The 16792-nt window shown below is 67.9% G+C and carries 12 protein-coding genes; 9 read left to right on the top strand and 3 right to left on the bottom strand.

Annotation, left to right across the window (positions count from 1 at the left end):
• Positions 1 to 207: 207 nt before the first annotated feature.
• Positions 208 to 984 (bottom strand): 3'(2'),5'-bisphosphate nucleotidase CysQ, encoded by a 777-nt coding sequence (gene cysQ, locus GBZ26_RS16275; protein ID WP_174439727.1) that lies wholly within the window; start codon positions 982 to 984, stop codon positions 208 to 210.
• Positions 985 to 1083: 99 nt separating this feature from the next.
• On the opposite strand from cysQ, the gene GBZ26_RS16270 reads away from it, so the two are divergent.
• The 8 genes from GBZ26_RS16270 to bfr all read left to right on the top strand — a co-directional run bounded on the left by GBZ26_RS16270 (position 1084) and on the right by bfr (position 14541).
• Positions 1084 to 1587 carry a GNAT family N-acetyltransferase gene (locus GBZ26_RS16270; protein ID WP_174439726.1) on the top strand — a complete coding sequence of 168 codons (504 nt, stop codon included), beginning with the start codon at positions 1084 to 1086 and terminating at the stop codon, positions 1585 to 1587.
• A 155-nt stretch (positions 1588 to 1742) separates the two neighbouring features.
• Positions 1743 to 2177 carry a bacteriohemerythrin gene (locus GBZ26_RS16265; protein ID WP_174439725.1) on the top strand — a complete coding sequence of 145 codons (435 nt, stop codon included), beginning with the start codon at positions 1743 to 1745 and terminating at the stop codon, positions 2175 to 2177.
• Positions 2178 to 2356: 179 nt separating this feature from the next.
• Entirely contained in the window at positions 2357 to 5680 is a 3324-nt protein-coding gene (gene treS / locus GBZ26_RS16260) for a maltose alpha-D-glucosyltransferase (protein ID WP_174439724.1), read from the top strand.
• 107 nt (positions 5681 to 5787) lie between these two features.
• Positions 5788 to 8052, top strand: coding sequence for a 1,4-alpha-glucan branching protein GlgB (gene glgB, locus GBZ26_RS16255; protein WP_174439723.1), 2265 nt, complete (start codon positions 5788 to 5790; stop codon positions 8050 to 8052).
• A gap of 177 nt (positions 8053 to 8229) precedes the next feature.
• Entirely contained in the window at positions 8230 to 10380 is a 2151-nt protein-coding gene (glgX, locus tag GBZ26_RS16250) for a glycogen debranching protein GlgX (protein ID WP_174439722.1), read from the top strand.
• An 87-nt stretch (positions 10381 to 10467) separates the two neighbouring features.
• The gene (locus tag GBZ26_RS16245) at positions 10468 to 11520 is read left to right on the top strand and encodes a response regulator (protein ID WP_174439721.1); all 1053 of its coding nucleotides are present in this window, start codon (positions 10468 to 10470) and stop codon (positions 11518 to 11520) included.
• Positions 11521 to 11742: 222 nt separating this feature from the next.
• Positions 11743 to 13932, top strand: a complete 2190-nt coding sequence (malQ, locus tag GBZ26_RS16240) for a 4-alpha-glucanotransferase (RefSeq protein WP_174439720.1) — start codon at positions 11743 to 11745, stop codon at positions 13930 to 13932.
• A 123-nt stretch (positions 13933 to 14055) separates the two neighbouring features.
• Positions 14056 to 14541 carry a bacterioferritin gene (bfr, locus tag GBZ26_RS16235; protein ID WP_014240606.1) on the top strand — a complete coding sequence of 162 codons (486 nt, stop codon included), beginning with the start codon at positions 14056 to 14058 and terminating at the stop codon, positions 14539 to 14541.
• Between the two features lie 40 nt (positions 14542 to 14581).
• Here bfr and GBZ26_RS16230 read toward each other — a convergent pair whose 3' ends face one another.
• A complete protein-coding gene (locus GBZ26_RS16230) occupies positions 14582 to 14974 on the bottom strand; it encodes a hypothetical protein (protein WP_174439719.1) in 393 nt (130 codons plus the stop codon).
• A 210-nt stretch (positions 14975 to 15184) separates the two neighbouring features.
• Entirely contained in the window at positions 15185 to 15625 is a 441-nt protein-coding gene (locus tag GBZ26_RS16225; RefSeq protein ID WP_246653618.1) for a hypothetical protein, read from the bottom strand.
• Positions 15626 to 16135: 510 nt separating this feature from the next.
• Here GBZ26_RS16225 and GBZ26_RS16220 point away from each other — a divergent pair.
• A complete protein-coding gene (locus GBZ26_RS16220; protein ID WP_246653617.1) occupies positions 16136 to 16714 on the top strand; it encodes a hypothetical protein in 579 nt (192 codons plus the stop codon).
• The last annotated feature ends 78 nt before the right edge of the window (positions 16715 to 16792 follow it).

The following is a 16792-nucleotide window of genomic DNA, read 5'->3' as shown; positions in this document are numbered from 1 at the left end:
CCGCCGGAACGCCCCGCCCGCGCTTGGGCATGTCGCGGGGCAGCATCAAGGGCGGACGCTCCGGGCGGGCGGGGCGTTCCGGCGGGGCCAGCGTGCCGAATTCGGAAAGGCGCCCGTCGCGCCACGCCGCGGCCTAGTCCCGCGGCAGGCGCACCTTCTCCAGCGGCGCCGCGGTGGTCAGAACCGCGACGGCCGCGTCACACAGCGTCATTGCCATCCATACGCAACGAAATGGGGGTTCAGGATGTCGGCCTTGCCGTAGAGGAAGGGAGAGCCGTCGGGCTGCTCCACCCGGCCACCGGCGGCGGCGAGGATGGCGTGGCCGGCGGCTGTGTCCCATTCGCTGGTCGGGCCGAATCGCGGGTAGAGGTCGGCCTTGCCGGAGGCCACCGTGCAGAATTTCAGCGAGCTGCCGCAGGTTACACGGTTCTTCACCGTGTAGCCGGCGAGGAAGCCCTCCAGTTCGCTGCCGCTGCCGTGGGACCGGCTGGCGACGACGGTCAGTCCGTCGGGGGGCGGCTTGCGGACCTGGATCGGGTAGTCGTGGCGACCTTCCACCCAATGAACGGCGGTGCCTGGTCCGCAGGCGGCGTAGAGGTCACCCGTGGCCGGCGCGTAAACGACTCCCAGGACCGGACGCCCGCCCTCGATCAGGGCGATGTTGACGGTGAACTCGCCGTTGCGGCTGATGAATTCCTTGGTGCCGTCGAGCGGATCGACCAGCCAGAAGCGTCCGCCGGAAATGTCCGGCCGGTTCCCGGCGGCCACGGCCTCCTCGGCCACCACGGGAATGCCGGGTGCGATGTGGTGCAGGGCCGGGGTGATGATGTGCTCGGCGGCCAGATCGGCCTGGGTGACCGGGCTGCCGTCGACCTTTGTGGCGGCGTCGATGCCGTCGTTGTAGAAGCGCAGGATCACCTGACCCGCTTCGTGGGCGATGGTCCGCACCTTGGGCAGCAGGCTCGCCGCGGCGGTGTCGGTCATGGGTGGTCCTCCGGTCGGCTGGTGGGCGAACGGCCACCATAGCGCGCCCGGCTGGTGGGCTGGAAGGCTGGAAAGGGCGGGGAGGATGGGAGATTGCGGATGAACGCGGGCTGGCGGGCGATGGAACTGGCGGACCTGGACCGTGTGATGGCCATCGCCGAGGTCGTGCACCCCGATTACCCGGAAGACCGCGCCGTCTTCGCCGAGCGACTGGCCCTCTATCCGGAGGGCTGCGCCATGGCTGAGGCGGATGGGATCGGCATCGGCTACATCGTCATGCATCCGGGCCGGCTGGGCGTTCCGCCGCCCCTCGATTCGCCGCTCGGCGCGCTGCCGGAGTCTCCGGACTGCCTCTATCTGCACGACGTGGCCCTGCTGCCCGCGGCGCGGGGACTGGGGCTGGGTGTCGCGGCGCTGGAGCGCATGGACGCCTTGGCGGCGCGGCAGGGTTTCCGCTGGCTGGCCCTGACCTCCACCCCCGGTGCACGGGCCTTCTGGGACGCGCAGGGATTCGTGCCGCGAGACGGTGGGGCCGGGCTGGCGGCCAAGCTGGCCTCCTATGGCGGCGGAATGACTTATATGACGAAGCCCGTGGCGGGGTGATCCGGCGCGATGGATGAATTTTGCCGCAAATTGTATTTATCGCGCCGGGCGCAGACTCGATTTGCGGCAAGTTGTCCGACCCCGGCGGGCGGTTCGGGGTGCTATCTTGCGGCGTTCCCCACACCTTAAGCACAGCCGTTCGTCGGCAGGCCCCCATGCAGCCATCCGCCCGCTTTCCGTGGAAGTCCGAATACACGGTCGGAAACGAATCCATCGACGAACAGCACCGGACGCTTCTGGAACTGGCCGGACTGCTGCACATGGCGGTGGCGGCGGGGCAGGGCTACAAGATCATTCAGAACGCCTTCGCCGCCCTGGTCAAGTACACGGAGGAGCATTTCTCCGACGAGGAGCAGTTCTGGATCGACGCCAAGAGCGCTGCTGTCGAGAAGCACAAGCGGCTGCACCGGCAGATCACTGAGGAGCTGCTGGCCCTGAGGTTCGAAGGGCCGTACGGCGTCGTCTTCTGCACGCCCAACGAACTGACCAACTGGGTCGAACACCGCCTGATCGCGCATTTCATCGAAGAGGATCAGGGCGTCTACCGCAACCTGACCCCGGGCGCCAAGCGGAAGCGGGCCTCCGCCTGAGTCCGGCACCGCCTCCGATGGTGGTCCGCCATCGCAGGTTTCGCGTCCAACGTTGCCTTTGCCGTGGAACGGACCCAACTCTAACTGGTTTATGATGTGGCGCGGCTGCCGGATGGGCGCGGGATTCCCCGCCCGTGCGGCGGCCCCGCTCCACCAGACCAGCGGAGCGACGGCGGCGGATGAAGAACTCGGACAATGGCCGGATCGATCGGAACGACACGCTCTGGTACAAGGACGCGGTCATCTATCAGCTTCACGTTAAGGCGTTCTTCGACGCCGACAACGACGGCATCGGCGACATCGCCGGCCTGACGCAGAAGCTCGACTACATCCAGGAGCTTGGCGTCACCACGCTGTGGCTGCTGCCTTTCTACCCCTCGCCGCTGCGCGACGACGGCTACGACATCGCCGACTACAAGGCGGTCAACCCGTCCTACGGCAATCTCCAGGACTTCAAGCGGTTCCTGCGCGAATGCCACGACCGCGGCCTGCGCGTGATCACCGAGTTGGTCATCAACCACACCTCCGACCAGCACCCGTGGTTCCAGCGCGCCCGTCAGGCCAAGCCAGGATCGAACCACCGGAACTTCTACGTCTGGTCCGACACCGATCAGAAGTACCAGGGCACCCGCATCATCTTCTGCGACACGGAAAAGTCCAACTGGACCTGGGATTCCGAAGCGCAGGCCTATTTCTGGCACCGCTTCTATTCGCACCAGCCCGACCTGAACTTCGACAACCCGAAGGTCCTTCAGGAGGTGCTGAACGTCATGCGCTTCTGGCTGGACATGGGGGTGGACGGGCTGCGGCTCGACGCCGTGCCCTACCTGAAGGAGCGCGAGGGCACCAACAACGAGAACCTGCCGGAAACCCACGACGTCCTGAAGGCGATCCGCACGGAGATCGACAAGGGCTACGGCGACCGCATGCTGCTGGCCGAGGCGAACCAGTGGCCGGAGGACGTGCTGCCCTATTTCGGCGATCTGGAGAAGGGCGGCGACGAATGCCACATGGCCTTCCACTTCCCGCTGATGCCGCGCATCTACATGGCCGTCGCCATGGAAGACCGGCACCCCATCGCCGACATCATGCGCCAGACCCCGGACATCCCGGACGAGTGCCAGTGGGCCATCTTCCTGCGCAACCATGACGAGCTGACGCTGGAAATGGTGACCGACCGCGAGCGGGACTATCTCTGGGACTTCTACGCCGCCGACCGGCGCATGCGCATCAACCTGGGCATCCGGCGGCGCCTCGCCCCGCTGCTCCAGAACGACCGCCGCAAGATCGAGCTGCTGAAGAGCCTGCTGCTGTCCATGCCGGGCACGCCGGTGCTCTATTACGGCGACGAGATCGGCATGGGCGACAACATCTATCTCGGCGACCGCGACGGCGTGCGCACGCCGATGCAGTGGTCGCCCGACCGCAACGGCGGCTTCTCGCGCGCCGACCCGGCGCGGCTGTACCTGCCGGCGATTCAGGACCCGATCTACGGCTTCCAGGCCATCAACGTCGAGGCGCAGCAGCGCAGCCCGTCGTCTCTGCTGAACTGGATGAAGCGGCTGATCGCCGTGCGCCAGCAGCACAAGGCCTTCGGGCGCGGCAGCTTCCAGCTCCTCTATCCGGGCAACCGCAAGGTCCTGGCCTATCTGCGCTGCCATTCGACGGAGGAGGGCGACGAGGTCATCCTCTGCGTGGCGAATCTGTCCCGCTCCGCCCAGGCGGTGGAGCTGGACCTGAAGCAGTTCCGCGGCCGCGTGCCGGTGGAGATGCTGGGCCGCACGGTCTTCCCGCCGGTCGGCGATCTGCCCTATCTGCTGACCATCCCGGCCTACGGCTTCTACTGGTTCGCGCTCGCCGCCGAGGCGGCGCTGCCGTCCTGGCACGAGACGATGCCGGAGCCGGTGCCCGACCTGCTGACGGTCGTGGTGCGCGACGGCTGGAAGAGCCTGATCAGCGGTCGCGCGGAGGCCGAGCTGGCACGCGACATCCTGCAGGCCTATCTGCCGCAGCAGCGCTGGTTCGCTGCCAAGGACCGCCGGATCGAACGCGCGCATGTCCCGGTGTCCGCGCGGCTGAATGGGCCGGGCGACGGCTTCATGCTGCTCCACACCGAGGTCGAGCTTTCCGGTGGCGGCACGCAGTCCTACTTCCTGCCGCTCGCCATGAGCTGGGAGGAGAACGCCGGCAACACCGGCTGGCCGCTGCTGCCCTTCACGCTGGCCAAGGCCCGGCGCGGCCCGCGCACCGGTGCCATCTACGACGCCATGCAGGCCGACGCCTTCACCCGCAGCCTGCTGACCGCCCTGCGCGAGGGGCGGGAGATCCCGGCATCGCACGGGCACCTGCGCTTCTCGCCGACGGCCTGCATGGCCGACCTGACGGTGGACGACGACACCGAGATCCGCCGCCTGGGCGTGGAGCAGAGCAACAGCTCCATCCTGGTCGGCAGCCAGGCCGTGCTGAAGGCGTTCCGCCGCCTGACCCCCGGCGCCCATCCCGAACTGGAGGTCGGACGCTTCCTGACCGAGGTGGCTGGCTTCCAGAACACGCCGCCACTGCTCGGTTCCGTCGAGCATGTGGCGGAGGACGGCACGCCGACGGCGCTGTTCGTTCTCCAGGGCTATGTCCGCAACCAGGGCGACGGCTGGAGCAGCACCGTCGACTCACTGGTGCGCGACCTGGACGACATCCGTCTCGGCCTCGCCCACGACCCCGAGGAGCCGACCGAGGGCGAACCCTTCGGCATGCACGCCGCCATGATGGCGACGCTCGGCCAGCGCACGGCGGAACTCCACTGCGCGCTGGCGAAGCGCACCGGCGATCCAGCCTTTGATCCGGAACCGGTCACCGCCGCCGACCTGAAGGGCTGGGGCGAGGCCGCCCGCCGTCAGGCCGAAGCCGCCTTCGCCGCGCTGCCCGGCGCGCTGGACCGGCTGGCCCCCGCCGTGCGCGAGCAGGCGGAATCGCTGCTGGCCCGCCGCGCCGACGTGATGAACCGGCTGGCCGAGCTGGCGGACACCCCGCCGCAGGGCGACAAGACGCGCATCCACGGCGACTATCACCTGGGGCAGGTGCTGCGCGCCCAGAACGACTGGTACATCATCGATTTCGAGGGTGAGCCGGCGAAGTCGCTGGAGGAGCGTCGGGCCAAGCACAGCCCGCTGCGCGACGTGGCGGGGATGCTGCGCTCCTTCAACTACGCCACCTGGGCGGCGCTGTTCCGGATCGACGAGACGGGCGTGCTGGAGGAGGCCGGGGCGGTCATGGAGGCGGCGCTCGATTGGGAGCGGCGCAGCATGCAGAGCTTCCTGGAGGCCTACCGCGCCGCCATGAGCGCCTGCCCGGACGTGCCGGACGGAACCGCCGCCGACCGCCGCCTGCTGGCGCTGTTCCTGATGGAGAAGGCGCTGTACGAGATCGCCTACGAGGCCGCCAACCGGCCCAACTGGATCGGCATTCCGGTGAAGGGCGTGCTGGGTCTTCTGGACGGCGAGTCCTGAGTCGAAACCCGATGCGGGACATAGGACGCCGCGGGCGTGGTGTGACAAACGCCCCGGCGCTATGTTCACACCCCAAGAACGAGCAAGGGTAAGGGGAAAGTCAGCCGATGCCGAACGACATCCGAACGGGAAACCGTGCCAAGGCGCAGGAGGCGTCGCCGAAGGCCGTGTCGCCGTTGAGCGGCGGCATCGAGGCCATCGTCCGCGCCGACCACGGCGATCCCTTCGCGATCCTGGGCATGCACCAGACCGGCAAGGACCAGCCCGTCGAGGTCCGCGCCTTCATCCCCGGCGCGGAGAAGCTCTGGGTGATCGACAGCGCGTCCGGCGACCCGGCGGGCGACGCCGACAAGGTCCATGACGAGGGCTTCTTCGTCGCCGTGCTGCCCGACCGCAAGGAACCCTTCCGCTACCGCCTGCGTGTCCAGTTCCCGCTGGCGACGGTGGAGTTCGAGGACGCCTACCGTTTCTGGTCCGTCCTGGGCGAGCTGGACATCCACCTGCTGGCCGAGGGCACGCACCTCAAGAGCTTCGAGCGGCTGGGCGCCCACCCGCGGGAGATCGACGGGGTGGCCGGCGTGGCCTTCGCCGTCTGGGCGCCCAACGCCCGGCGGGTCAGCGTCGTCGGCGATTTCTGCGACTGGGACGGACGGCGCCTGCCGATGCGCAAGCGGATGGAAGCCGGCGTGTGGGAAATCTTCGTGCCCCACGCCACCGTCGGCCAGCGCTACAAGTTCGAGATCAAGGGGGCCGGCGGTGACCTGTTGCCGCTGAAGTCCGATCCCTACGCCTTCCAGGCCGAGTTCCGTCCCCAGACCGCCTCCGTGGTGCACGGCCTGCCGTCCTACGACTGGCAGGACGCCGAGTGGCAGCGGACCCGTTCCGCCAGCGCCGACCTGACCGCGCCGATCTCCATCTACGAGGTCCATCTCGGGTCCTGGGCGCGGGTGCCGGAGGAGGGCGACCGCTTCCTGACCTACCGCGAACTGGCCGACCGGCTGGTGCCCTATGTGAAGGATCTCGGCTTCACCCACATCGAGCTGCTGCCGATCACCGAGCATCCCTTCGACGGCTCCTGGGGTTACCAGCCGATCGGCATGTACGCGCCAACCAGCCGTCATGGCACGCCGGAGGACTTCAAGTATTTCGTGGACGCCTGCCACGCGGCGGGGATCGGGGTGCTGCTCGACTGGGTGCCCGGCCACTTCCCGACCGACCCGCACGGGCTGGGCTGGTTCGACGGCACGCACCTGTACGAGCATTCCGATCCGCGCCAGGGCTATCATCAGGACTGGAACACGCTGATCTACAATTTCGGCCGGACGGAGGTGCAGAACTTCCTGCTGGGCAACGCGCTGTTCTGGCTGGATCATTACCGGCTGGACGGGCTGCGGGTCGATGCCGTGGCCTCCATGCTCTACCTCGACTACAGCCGCAAGGCCGGCGAGTGGGTTCCTAACCGCTTCGGCGGGCGCGAGAACCTGGAGTCCATCGCCTTCCTGAAGCGCATGAACGAGCTGACCTACGGCCACCACCAGGGCATCATGACGGTGGCCGAGGAATCCACGGCCTGGCCGGCGGTGTCGCGGCCCGTCTATCTCGGGGGCTTGGGCTTCGGCTACAAGTGGAACATGGGCTGGATGCACGACACGCTGGAGTACATGGCGAAGGACCCCATCCACCGCCGCTACCATCACCACCAGCTCACCTTCGGCCTGATCTACCAGTTCTCGGAGAACTTCGTCCTGCCGCTCAGCCACGACGAGGTGGTGCACGGCAAGGGCTCGCTGATCAACAAGATGCCGGGCGACGACTGGCAGAAGTTCGCCAACCTGCGCGCCTATTACGGCTTCATGTTCGCCCATCCCGGCAAGAAGCTGCTGTTCATGGGCGGCGAGTTCGGCCAGTGGCGCGAGTGGAGCGAGGCGCGCAGCCTCGATTGGCACCTGCTGGAGGAACCTCTGCACCATGGGCTTCACGCGCTGGTGCGCGACCTGAACGGCATGTACCGCGGTCTGAAGCCGCTGCACCAGACCGATTGCGACCCGGCGGGCTTCGAATGGATCGAGGCCAACGACAGCGACAACTCCGTCCTCGCCTTCCTGCGCAAGAGCGGGGAGGACCCGGAGCACCATGTGGTCGTGGTCTGCAACTTCACCCCGATGCCGCGCGACGGCTACCGCGTCGGCGTCACCCTGCCGGGCCGCTACGAGGAGGTGCTGAACACCGACGCCCCCGAGTATGGCGGCAGCGGCGTCGGCAACGCCGGTGGGGTGGAGAGCGAGGAAACCGAATGGCACGGCCGTCCGCATTCCATCAGCCTGACCCTTCCGCCGCTGGGCACGCTGGTGCTGGAGCGCAAGGCCGGGTAGGGGGCGCGTTTCGATCAAAAGGAGGAAGGAGGAGGGGCGTTCCGCACTTGACGTGACCGGCGCGCCGCTCCTTTATTGCAAGAGGTGGCTATCCGCTTCGGCTAGGTCACCTGCTGCGCCCGACGCAAGCCGCTTGCGGTTCCGCCCGATCTCCGTGCCCGTGGTGAGTCTGCCCTGATGTCCATCTCCACCGCCACGCGCACCGCCGTTTGGCCCGGAAAGCCCTATCCCCTCGGGGCCAACTGGGACGGGTTCGGAGTCAACTTCGCCATCTTCTCCGCGCATGCCGAAAAAATCGAGCTGTGCCTGTTCGACCAGACCGGCCAGCGCGAGGTCGAGCGGGTCGTCCTGCCCGAGCACACCGACGAGATCTGGCACGGCTACCTGCCGGACGCCCGGCCCGGCCTGCTCTACGGCTACCGCGTCCATGGCCCGTACGAACCGGCGGCGGGTCACCGCTTCAACCCGAACAAGCTGCTGCTCGACCCCTACGCCAAGGCGCTGTTCGGACCCTTCCGCTGGTCGGACGCCCATTACGGCTACCGCGTCGGCTCGACGCGCGAGGATCTGTCCTTCGACCGGCGTGACAACGCGCGCGGCATGCCGAAGTGCCGGGTGGTCGACCGCGCCTTCACCTGGGGCCACGACCGGCACCCGGCGGTGCCCTGGTCGGACACGGTCATCTACGAGACGCATGTCGGCGGCTTCACCATGCGCCACCCGGAGGTGCCGACCCCGCTGCGCGGCACCTTCGCCGGCATGTCCACCCACGCGGTGATCGACTATCTGAAGGCGCTGGGCATCACCTCGGTGGAGTTCCTGCCGGTGCAGTCCTTCGCCGACGACCGGCATCTGGTCGGGCAGGGCCTGCGCAACTACTGGGGCTACAACAGCGTCGGCTTCTTCGCGCCGGAGCCGCGCTACATGACGACCGGCGTGCTGTCGGAGTTCAAGACCATGGTCGCCCGCCTGCACGAGGCGGGGATCGAGGTCATCCTGGACGTGGTCTACAACCACACGGGCGAGGGCAACCATCTCGGCCCCACCCTGTCCTTCAAGGGCATCGACAATCTCAGCTACTACCGGCTGCTGCCCGACAACCCGCGCTTCTACATCAACGACACCGGCACCGGAAACACCCTGAATCTCAGCCACCCGCGCGTCCTCCAGATGGTCATGGACAGCCTGCGCTACTGGGTGACGGAGATGCATGTCGACGGCTTCCGCTTCGACCTCGCCACCGTGCTGGCGCGGGAGCCCTATGGGTTCGATCCCGGTTCGGGCTTCCTCGACGCCGTGCGGCAGGACCCGGCGCTGGCCAACGTGAAGCTGATCGCCGAGCCATGGGACGTCGGCCCCGGCGGCTATCAGGTCGGCAACTTCCCGCCGGGCTGGGCGGAGTGGAACGACCGCTACCGCGACACCGTCCGCCGCTACTGGCGGGGCGACGACGGCATGCTGCCGGAACTGGCGGGGCGCATCGCCGGCTCGTCGGACCTCTTCGAGAAGCGCGGGCGGCGGCCCTGGTCGTCGGTGAACTTCGTCACGGCGCACGACGGCTTCACCCTGCACGACCTCGTCTCCTACAACGACAAGCACAATTGGGCCAACGGCGAGGACAACCGCGACGGCCATTCCGCCAACCACTCCTGGAACCACGGGGTGGAGGGCGAGACCGACGACCCGGGGATCCGCGAGGCCCGCGCCAAGCAGAAGCGCAACCTGCTGGCGACCCTGTTCCTGTCGCAGGGCACGCCGATGATGCTGGCCGGCGACGAGATCGGCCACAGCCAGAAGGGCAACAACAACGCCTATTGCCAGGACAACGAGACCTCCTGGCTCGACTGGGCGCGGCTGAAGGGCGAGGGCGGGCCGATGCTGGCCTTCGTCAAGCGGCTGATCGCGCTTCGCAAGGCCCATCCGGTGCTGCGCCGCCCGGTGTTCCTGCACGGCCGCCGGACCTCCGCGGACGGTTTGAAGGACATCGTCTGGTACACGCCGCAGGGGGTGGAGAAGTCGGCGGAGGATTGGCGCAACGGCCACGCGCGCTGCATCATGCTGCTGCTGAACGGCCATGCCGGAAGCTACACCGGGGTGGACGGGGCGCCGCAGGACGACGGGGTGCTGCTGATCGTGTTGAACGCCCACACCGACACGGTCAACGTCACCCTGCCCGAGGTTCCCGACGCGCGCGGCTGGCGCTGCGTGCTCGACACCCGCGTGGCGGACGGGGCCGGCGACGGGCGGATGCAGCTTGCCGGGCGGACGATGCCGGTGGACGGGCGGACGGCGCTGGTGTTCGTGCAGGTCGAAACGCCCGGTCGTTGATGCGGGTCAATAGGCGGTATTTTCCGCCTGTGCTAACGTCCTGGCCTGGGGTGGACCTTCCACCTCCGGTTTCCGCGGAATCGACGCATGCCCGATTACGACTATTCCCTGGTTGATGCCGCCATCATCGACACGCAGTCCAACACCCAGCGCGTCCTGCGCGAGGTTCTGGCGCGGCTGGGGATGAAGCGGGCGGAGACCTACGGCTCGGTCCGGGACGCGGCGGACATGGCGGCGACGGCCACCCCCGACCTGATCCTGCTGGACATCGACGGGGAGGAGGCGGAGGCGCTGCGCCTCATCCGCCGCCTGCGCAACGAGCCGGACACCCGCAACCCCTACGCCTGCATCGTCGCCACGACCTGGCAGCCGACGCCCCTTCTGGTCATGCGCGTCACCAACGCCGGGGCCGACGATCTGCTGGTGAAACCGGTGTCGCCCAAGCAGGTGCAGGAGCGGTTGGCCGCCCTGATCGAATCGCGCAAGAAATTCGTGGTGACCGCCGACTACACCGGCCCCGACCGGCGCAAGTCGCCGCGCGAAGGCGCCCAGGTGCCGCTGCTCGACGCGCCGAACACGCTGCGGCTGAAGGCGACCAACCGCTGGGCGCACATCAACGCCCGGCAGCTCATGGCCGAGGCCAACCACTTCGTCAACGAGCAGAAGCTGCTGCGCATCAGCGTCCAGGTCGCCTTCCTGATCGAGTTCGCCGCCACCGGCCTGACCGCCCGCCCGCCCGAGCGGATGGCGGTGGAACATCTGGCCCGCGTCCCCGCCTTTCTCGACGACCTGCTGCGCCGTCTTGACGATCTGGGCGAGCCGGGCCCGGTGGAGTCCGTTGCCAAGTCCCTGAAGATGATGGCGGAGCGCTTGCGCCTTCAGGCCGATTCGGGCGCCGTCGCGGCGGAGGAGCTGGAGCGCGTGCGCGCGCTCGCCCGTGACCTGATGCAGGCGGTGGATGCGGCGCGTTCCCTGGAAGCCATGATGGCCGAAGTCGCCGCCGCCGTGACCGGCTACCGCACCCGCCTGGAGCAGATGGCCCAAGCCAAGGCGGAGGCGGCCAAGGCGGAGGCCGCGCGGGCCGCCACGGTGGTGCCCGTTGCGAATGGCGATGCCGCGAAAGAGGCGGTCGGGTCGTGACCCCGCAAATGGTGAGCCGCTGAAGAAGGCCGGATCATCCAAGGTTGCGGCGCGTTGTCACCCATGCCCCGTCGCCGCACGCGAAAGCGTTGCGGTCAATATGAAAATTCGAATGTTCGGGGCTGGACGGAATCGACCCGACGCGCAATGCTCGCGCGCAGGCCGATGCGGCCAGAATGACGCCACCAAGACGCCACGACCGACAAACGCGGGGACCCCTGAATGAGCGATCTCGACCGGCTTGCCGAACGGCTTGGCATCGAGCCCTTCTACCATGACATCTGGGGCAACCGGCGCGAGACCTCCGAGGCGACGAAGCGGGCGCTGTCCGCCGCCATGGGCTATCCCGCCGGCACCGGCGAGGAGCTGGCGGCGAGCCTGCACGCGGTGGAGGACCGGGCGTGGCGGCGCATGCTGCCCCCCGTCCTGGTGATCGACGAGGGCGCACCGCTCAGCCTCGTCCTGGCCGTCCCGGCCGGGCTGGAGGACGCCGAGCTGACCTGGACGCTGACCGAGGAGGGCGGGCTCGCCCACCGCGCGGCGCTGCGCGTCGGCAACCTGCCGCTGGCCGAGCAGCGCGTGCTCGACGGCGTGGCCTATGAACGGCGGATGGTGTCCACCCGTCTGCCGCCGACCCTGCCGCTCGGCTATCACCGGCTGACGGTGGTGATCCGGCCCCAGGGCATGGGCGGGACGCTGGAGGGCGGCACGGTGCTGATCGTCGCGCCGCAGCGCTGCCTGACGGTGGAGGACGTGGTCCCCGGCGGGCGGACCTGGGGCATCGGGCTGCAACTTTACGCGCTGAAAAGCGGCGACGACTGGGGCATCGGCGACTTCGACGACCTCGGGCGCTTCGCCGAGACGGCCGCGGGGCTCGGGGCCGGGCTGGTCGGGCTGAACCCGCTGCACGCGCTGTTCCCGGCCGACCCCAACCACATCGGCCCCTATTCGCCGGGCAGCCGGACCTTCCTCAACATCCTCTACATCGACGTGGAGCGGGTGCCGGAACTGGCGGCCACGCCGCAGGCGCAGGCACTCATCGCGTCGGAGGAGTTCCGGCAGCGGCTGGCCGCCGTGCGGGCGACGGAGCTGGTGGATTATCCCGCCGTCTCCGCCCTGAAGATGCCGGTGCTTGAGGCGCTGCACGCCACCTTCCGCGCGCTCGGCGAGAGCGACGCGCGGCGCGAGGCGTTCGAGGCGTTCCGGCGCGAGATGGGCGAGCCGCTGCGCCGCCATGCCGTGTTCGAGGCGCTGCACGAGCATTTCTACCGTCGCGACCCGTCCCAGTGGATGTGGCGGACCTGGCCGCCGGCCTTCCAGCACCCGGACAGCCCGGAGGTGCAGGCCTTCGCCGCAGAGCAGGCCGAGCGGGTGGATTTCTTCGAGTATCTGCAATGGGAGGCCGATCGCCAACTGGGCACGGCGGCGGAGCGCGGGCGGCGGGCCGGGCTGCCCATCGGCTTCTACCGCGACCTTGCCGTGGCGGCGCATCCCGGCGGGGCGGCGGCCTGGGGCGAGTCGGACATTCTGGTGCAGGGGGCCAACGTCGGCGCGCCGCCGGACCAGTTCAACATGAAGGGGCAGAACTGGGGCCTCGCCCCGCTGTCGCCGGTGGGCCTGCGCGAATCGGCTTATGGCAGCTTCATCGCCATGCTGCGCGCCAACATGCGCCACGCCGGGGCGCTGCGCATCGACCATGTGATGGCCCTGCAGCACCTGTTCTGGATTCCGGCGGACGGCAGCGACGGCGCCTATGTCGAATACCCGTTCGAGGACCTGCTGCGGATCATCGCGCTGGAGAGCCGGCGCAACCGCTGCATCGTCATCGGCGAGGATCTCGGCACCGTGCCCGACGGCTTCCGCCCGGCGCTGGAGCGGGCCGGCATCCTCAGCTACCGCGTGCTGTATTTCGAGCGCAGCGCCGATGGCGGATTCAAGGCGCCGCAGGAGTATCCGGCGGGGGCCATGGTCACGGTGACCACCCACGACCTCGCCACCTTCAAGGGGTTCTGGACCAACCGCGATCTCGACTGGCGCGCCAAGCTGGACCTCTATCCCGACGAGGCGGCGCGGAACAAGGACGTCTGGGACCGCGGCGTGGACCGCTGGTGGATGCTCCAGGCGCTGGAGCGGGAAGGGCTGCGCCCGGTCCGCTACCCGAACAACGAGGGCTCGCAACCCTTCTCGCGTGAGCTGATGGAGGCGGTGCACCGCTACCTGTCCCGCTCGCCGGGGCGCATCGCCATGGTGCAGATCGAGGACGCGCTGGGCGAGGTGGAGCAGCCGAACCTGCCGGGCACCGTGGATCAGCATCCCAACTGGCGCCGCCGCCTGGGCCTGCCGGTGGAGGCGATGGCCGGGGACGAGGGGGTACGCCGGTTGGCCGAGGCGGTCCGCAGCGAGCGGTCGTGAAGCCAGCCGAACCGGAAGCCGATTGCGATCCTGCGCTATTGGCTTACACTTGGCGCCAGTCGTCGGGCAAAAGAACAGCGCGCCGCGCGCCACATCGCGCGGCCAATCAAGACGGAGGGGTAGATGAAAGGTGATCCGAAGGTTATCCGGCACCTCAACACGATTCTGACGAACGAGCTGACCGCCATCAACCAGTATTTCCTGCACGCCCGCATGTTGAAGAACTGGGGCCTGCACCGGCTGGCGGGCAAGGTCTACGAGGAATCCATCGGCGAGATGAAGCACGCCGACAAGCTGATCGAGCGCATCCTGTTCCTGGAAGGGCTTCCCAACCTTCAGGACCTGCACAAGCTGAAGATCGGCGAGGACCTGCCGGAGATGTTCACCGCCGACCTCGGCATCGAAAGCCACAACCGCGGCAACCTGCTGGAGGCCATCGCCGACTGCGACGCGGTGCGCGACTACCAGAGCCGCGAAATCTTCCGGGAGATCCTGGAGGATACCGAGGAGCACATCGACTGGCTGGAGACCCAGCTCGACCTGATCCAGCGCGTGGGCCTGACCGCCTACCAGCAGGAGCAGATCTACGGGGAGGACTCCTCGTCTTAAGCGATGGGGGCCTAACAAGCGATGGGGAACGGTCCGCCGCCTAGACGGACATCCCAGCCGACGTCCCGGCCGCATAGGCCGCGGCGTCGGCCTTGCGGTAAGCGGTGATGGCGGCGGACCAGGGTTCGATGTGCAGGCCGCTGCCCATCGCATCCTGATGGATGCTCTGCGCGATGAAACCGGCGTTGGGTGTTGCGCTCAGGCGCGGCGACGACCCGGTCACCGGCCCATCGTCACCTTCAGCATCGTCCAGTGCAAATCTGGATGGGGCACCGGAGCGGCGGGCGCGGTTGCTTTCCGCTCCGCCCAATTCCGTCCGGTTTCCGCTTTTCAGCGCATCGTCGGTAGCCGAGACATCGTCGGACCGCCGGCGTTCCTGTTCCCCCGGCACGCGCCGGATCGGCTGCACCGCGATGGCTTCGCTGGCCAGCATCTGCCGAATCCGACTCATTCCGGAGAGGGATTGAGCGTTCGACGGCGATGATAGGGACAGGATGCTGGACACGGGGGGACGGGGTGTGGGTGAACCTAGTTCCACATGGTATCAGCGCAAACCTTCCCGATGCCTTAAAAAAATTGGGCAGGGGTGTGGCGCCGTCGTGGCTGTCCATCCGACGGCGCCGAGAGATGCGGTTCGAAGGGCTTAAGACCCCTTGCGGCCACGGATGTTGCGGCGCACGACCGATTGCGCCTCCACGACCAGATCGCTGCCGCCCAGTACGCGGGTGAACAGGGCCTTGACGGTCGCCCGGCCATGCACGGTCAGCACACCGCTGTTCGTATCGTCCTCGATTCTCAGCATCGCGGCGTGGGTGCCGAGAAAGCTTTTGGAAAAGGCGTTGTCGAAGAAGGTGCGGATGTGCCCGTCCCGCTGGTCGTCGAACATCACCCGTCCACCGGCCAGCGCCGCCGCGTCCACCGCCTGTGCCAGGCGGGCCTGCACCGCGTAGCCGCGCACCGTCTCCAGGGTGTAGCCGGCGCCAACCGCCAGGGGCAGGCCGAGCGCGACGACCAAAGCCAGCACGAGCCTGCGCCCGGACCGCCGTTCCTGCCGATGCTGGAGCGCGTAAGGGTGGTAAACCATCACCATCGCCGAACCCAAAAAAATGTGAAGGAGAGCGCAAGACCAAATCTGCCAAAACGGACTTAATGAGCGATTAACAGCGGTCGAATAAGTCTTTGAATGTTTAAAGCTTCGATAACGATGGCGTGTGTTCGTTCGCGTTTTCTCTCATTATTATTTTGAGTTGCATAAACCTTTCTAGTGTTATGGGGATAAAATGGTTCGAAATTTGTACTAAATTCCGCGAGCGAGCCGGTATGAGGAGGCCGTCGGGGACCATAAGGATTTCGCGCTGCGCCGGAAGGGGGAAAAAGAAGGATCGATCATGCGGCTGGGTGATGCGCCGAATGGATGTGGGAATAATGCCGCCCGCCCCGGCGTCCTCGAACCACCATCGTCTGAACGACAAGGTAGGGGAGGGCATTCATGGTCCGCACCATCTGTGGGGTTGGTATCGGCGCTGCGATTTCAACGGCTGTTCTGCTGACGGCCGTCCCGGCAGCGGCGCAGACGTCCGGGGGCTCCTCCGGCATGAGCTTTTTCGTCACCAGCGTCGGATCGGGAAAGGGCGCCGACCTTGGTGGGCTGGAGGGCGCGGACCGCCACTGCCGGCAGTTGGCGCAGGCCGTCGGGGCGGGGAACCGCGACTGGAAGGCCTATCTGTCCACCCAGGCGGCGGATGGCCGGCCGGCGGTGAACGCACGCGACCGCATCGGCGCCGGCCCCTGGCAGAACGCCAAGGGGCAGGTGATCGCCCGCACTGTGGAGGAACTGCACGCCACCAACGGCCTGACCAAGCAGACGGGGCTCACCGAAACCGGCGAAACGGTCAAGGGCCGCGGCGACACCCCCAACACCCACGACATCCTGACTGGCAGCCAGCCGGACGGCACGGCCTTCGCCGGCGCGGAGGACCGGACCTGCGGCAACTGGACCCGCAGCGGGACGGAGGGCGCCGCCATGGTCGGCCACCACGACCGCATCGGGCTCAACGACGACCCGCCGGCCAAATCCTGGAACAGCTCCCACCTGACGCGCGGCGGATGCAGCCAGGACGCCTTGAAGAGCACGGGCGGCGCGGGGCTGCTCTACTGCTTCGCGGCGGATTAGCAGGGCGGGAGCGGGAGGGCTGACCCGCCCGCTCCCTTTCCGCCGGCATCCGGGAGCGCTACAGTCACGCCATTCGTA

Origin of the sequence: Azospirillum formosense (assembly GCF_013340925.1) — a bacterium.
In the GTDB taxonomy this organism is placed as follows: Bacteria; Pseudomonadota; Alphaproteobacteria; order Azospirillales; family Azospirillaceae; genus Azospirillum; species Azospirillum formosense.
The sequence above is the reverse complement of the archived record's forward strand: the minus strand, read 5'-3'. Positions and strand labels throughout refer to the sequence as shown.

What these genes read in the sequence shown, in the direction of transcription:
- glgB (WP_174439723.1), top strand. Translation starts at nt 5,788, where the DNA reads ATGCCGAACGACATCCGAACGGGAAACCGTGCCAAGGCGCAGGAGGCG.
- bfr (WP_014240606.1), top strand. Translation starts at nt 14,056, where the DNA reads ATGAAAGGTGATCCGAAGGTTATCCGGCACCTCAACACGATTCTGACG.
- GBZ26_RS16270 (WP_174439726.1), top strand. Translation starts at nt 1,084, where the DNA reads ATGAACGCGGGCTGGCGGGCGATGGAACTGGCGGACCTGGACCGTGTG.
- GBZ26_RS16225 (WP_246653618.1), bottom strand. Translation starts at nt 15,625, where the DNA reads ATGGTTTACCACCCTTACGCGCTCCAGCATCGGCAGGAACGGCGGTCC.
- GBZ26_RS16230 (WP_174439719.1), bottom strand. Translation starts at nt 14,974, where the DNA reads ATGCTGGCCAGCGAAGCCATCGCGGTGCAGCCGATCCGGCGCGTGCCG.
- glgX (WP_174439722.1), top strand. Translation starts at nt 8,230, where the DNA reads ATGTCCATCTCCACCGCCACGCGCACCGCCGTTTGGCCCGGAAAGCCC.
- GBZ26_RS16245 (WP_174439721.1), top strand. Translation starts at nt 10,468, where the DNA reads ATGCCCGATTACGACTATTCCCTGGTTGATGCCGCCATCATCGACACG.
- cysQ (WP_174439727.1), bottom strand. Translation starts at nt 984, where the DNA reads ATGACCGACACCGCCGCGGCGAGCCTGCTGCCCAAGGTGCGGACCATC.
- treS (WP_174439724.1), top strand. Translation starts at nt 2,357, where the DNA reads ATGAAGAACTCGGACAATGGCCGGATCGATCGGAACGACACGCTCTGG.
- GBZ26_RS16220 (WP_246653617.1), top strand. Translation starts at nt 16,136, where the DNA reads ATGAGCTTTTTCGTCACCAGCGTCGGATCGGGAAAGGGCGCCGACCTT.
- malQ (WP_174439720.1), top strand. Translation starts at nt 11,743, where the DNA reads ATGAGCGATCTCGACCGGCTTGCCGAACGGCTTGGCATCGAGCCCTTC.
- GBZ26_RS16265 (WP_174439725.1), top strand. Translation starts at nt 1,743, where the DNA reads ATGCAGCCATCCGCCCGCTTTCCGTGGAAGTCCGAATACACGGTCGGA.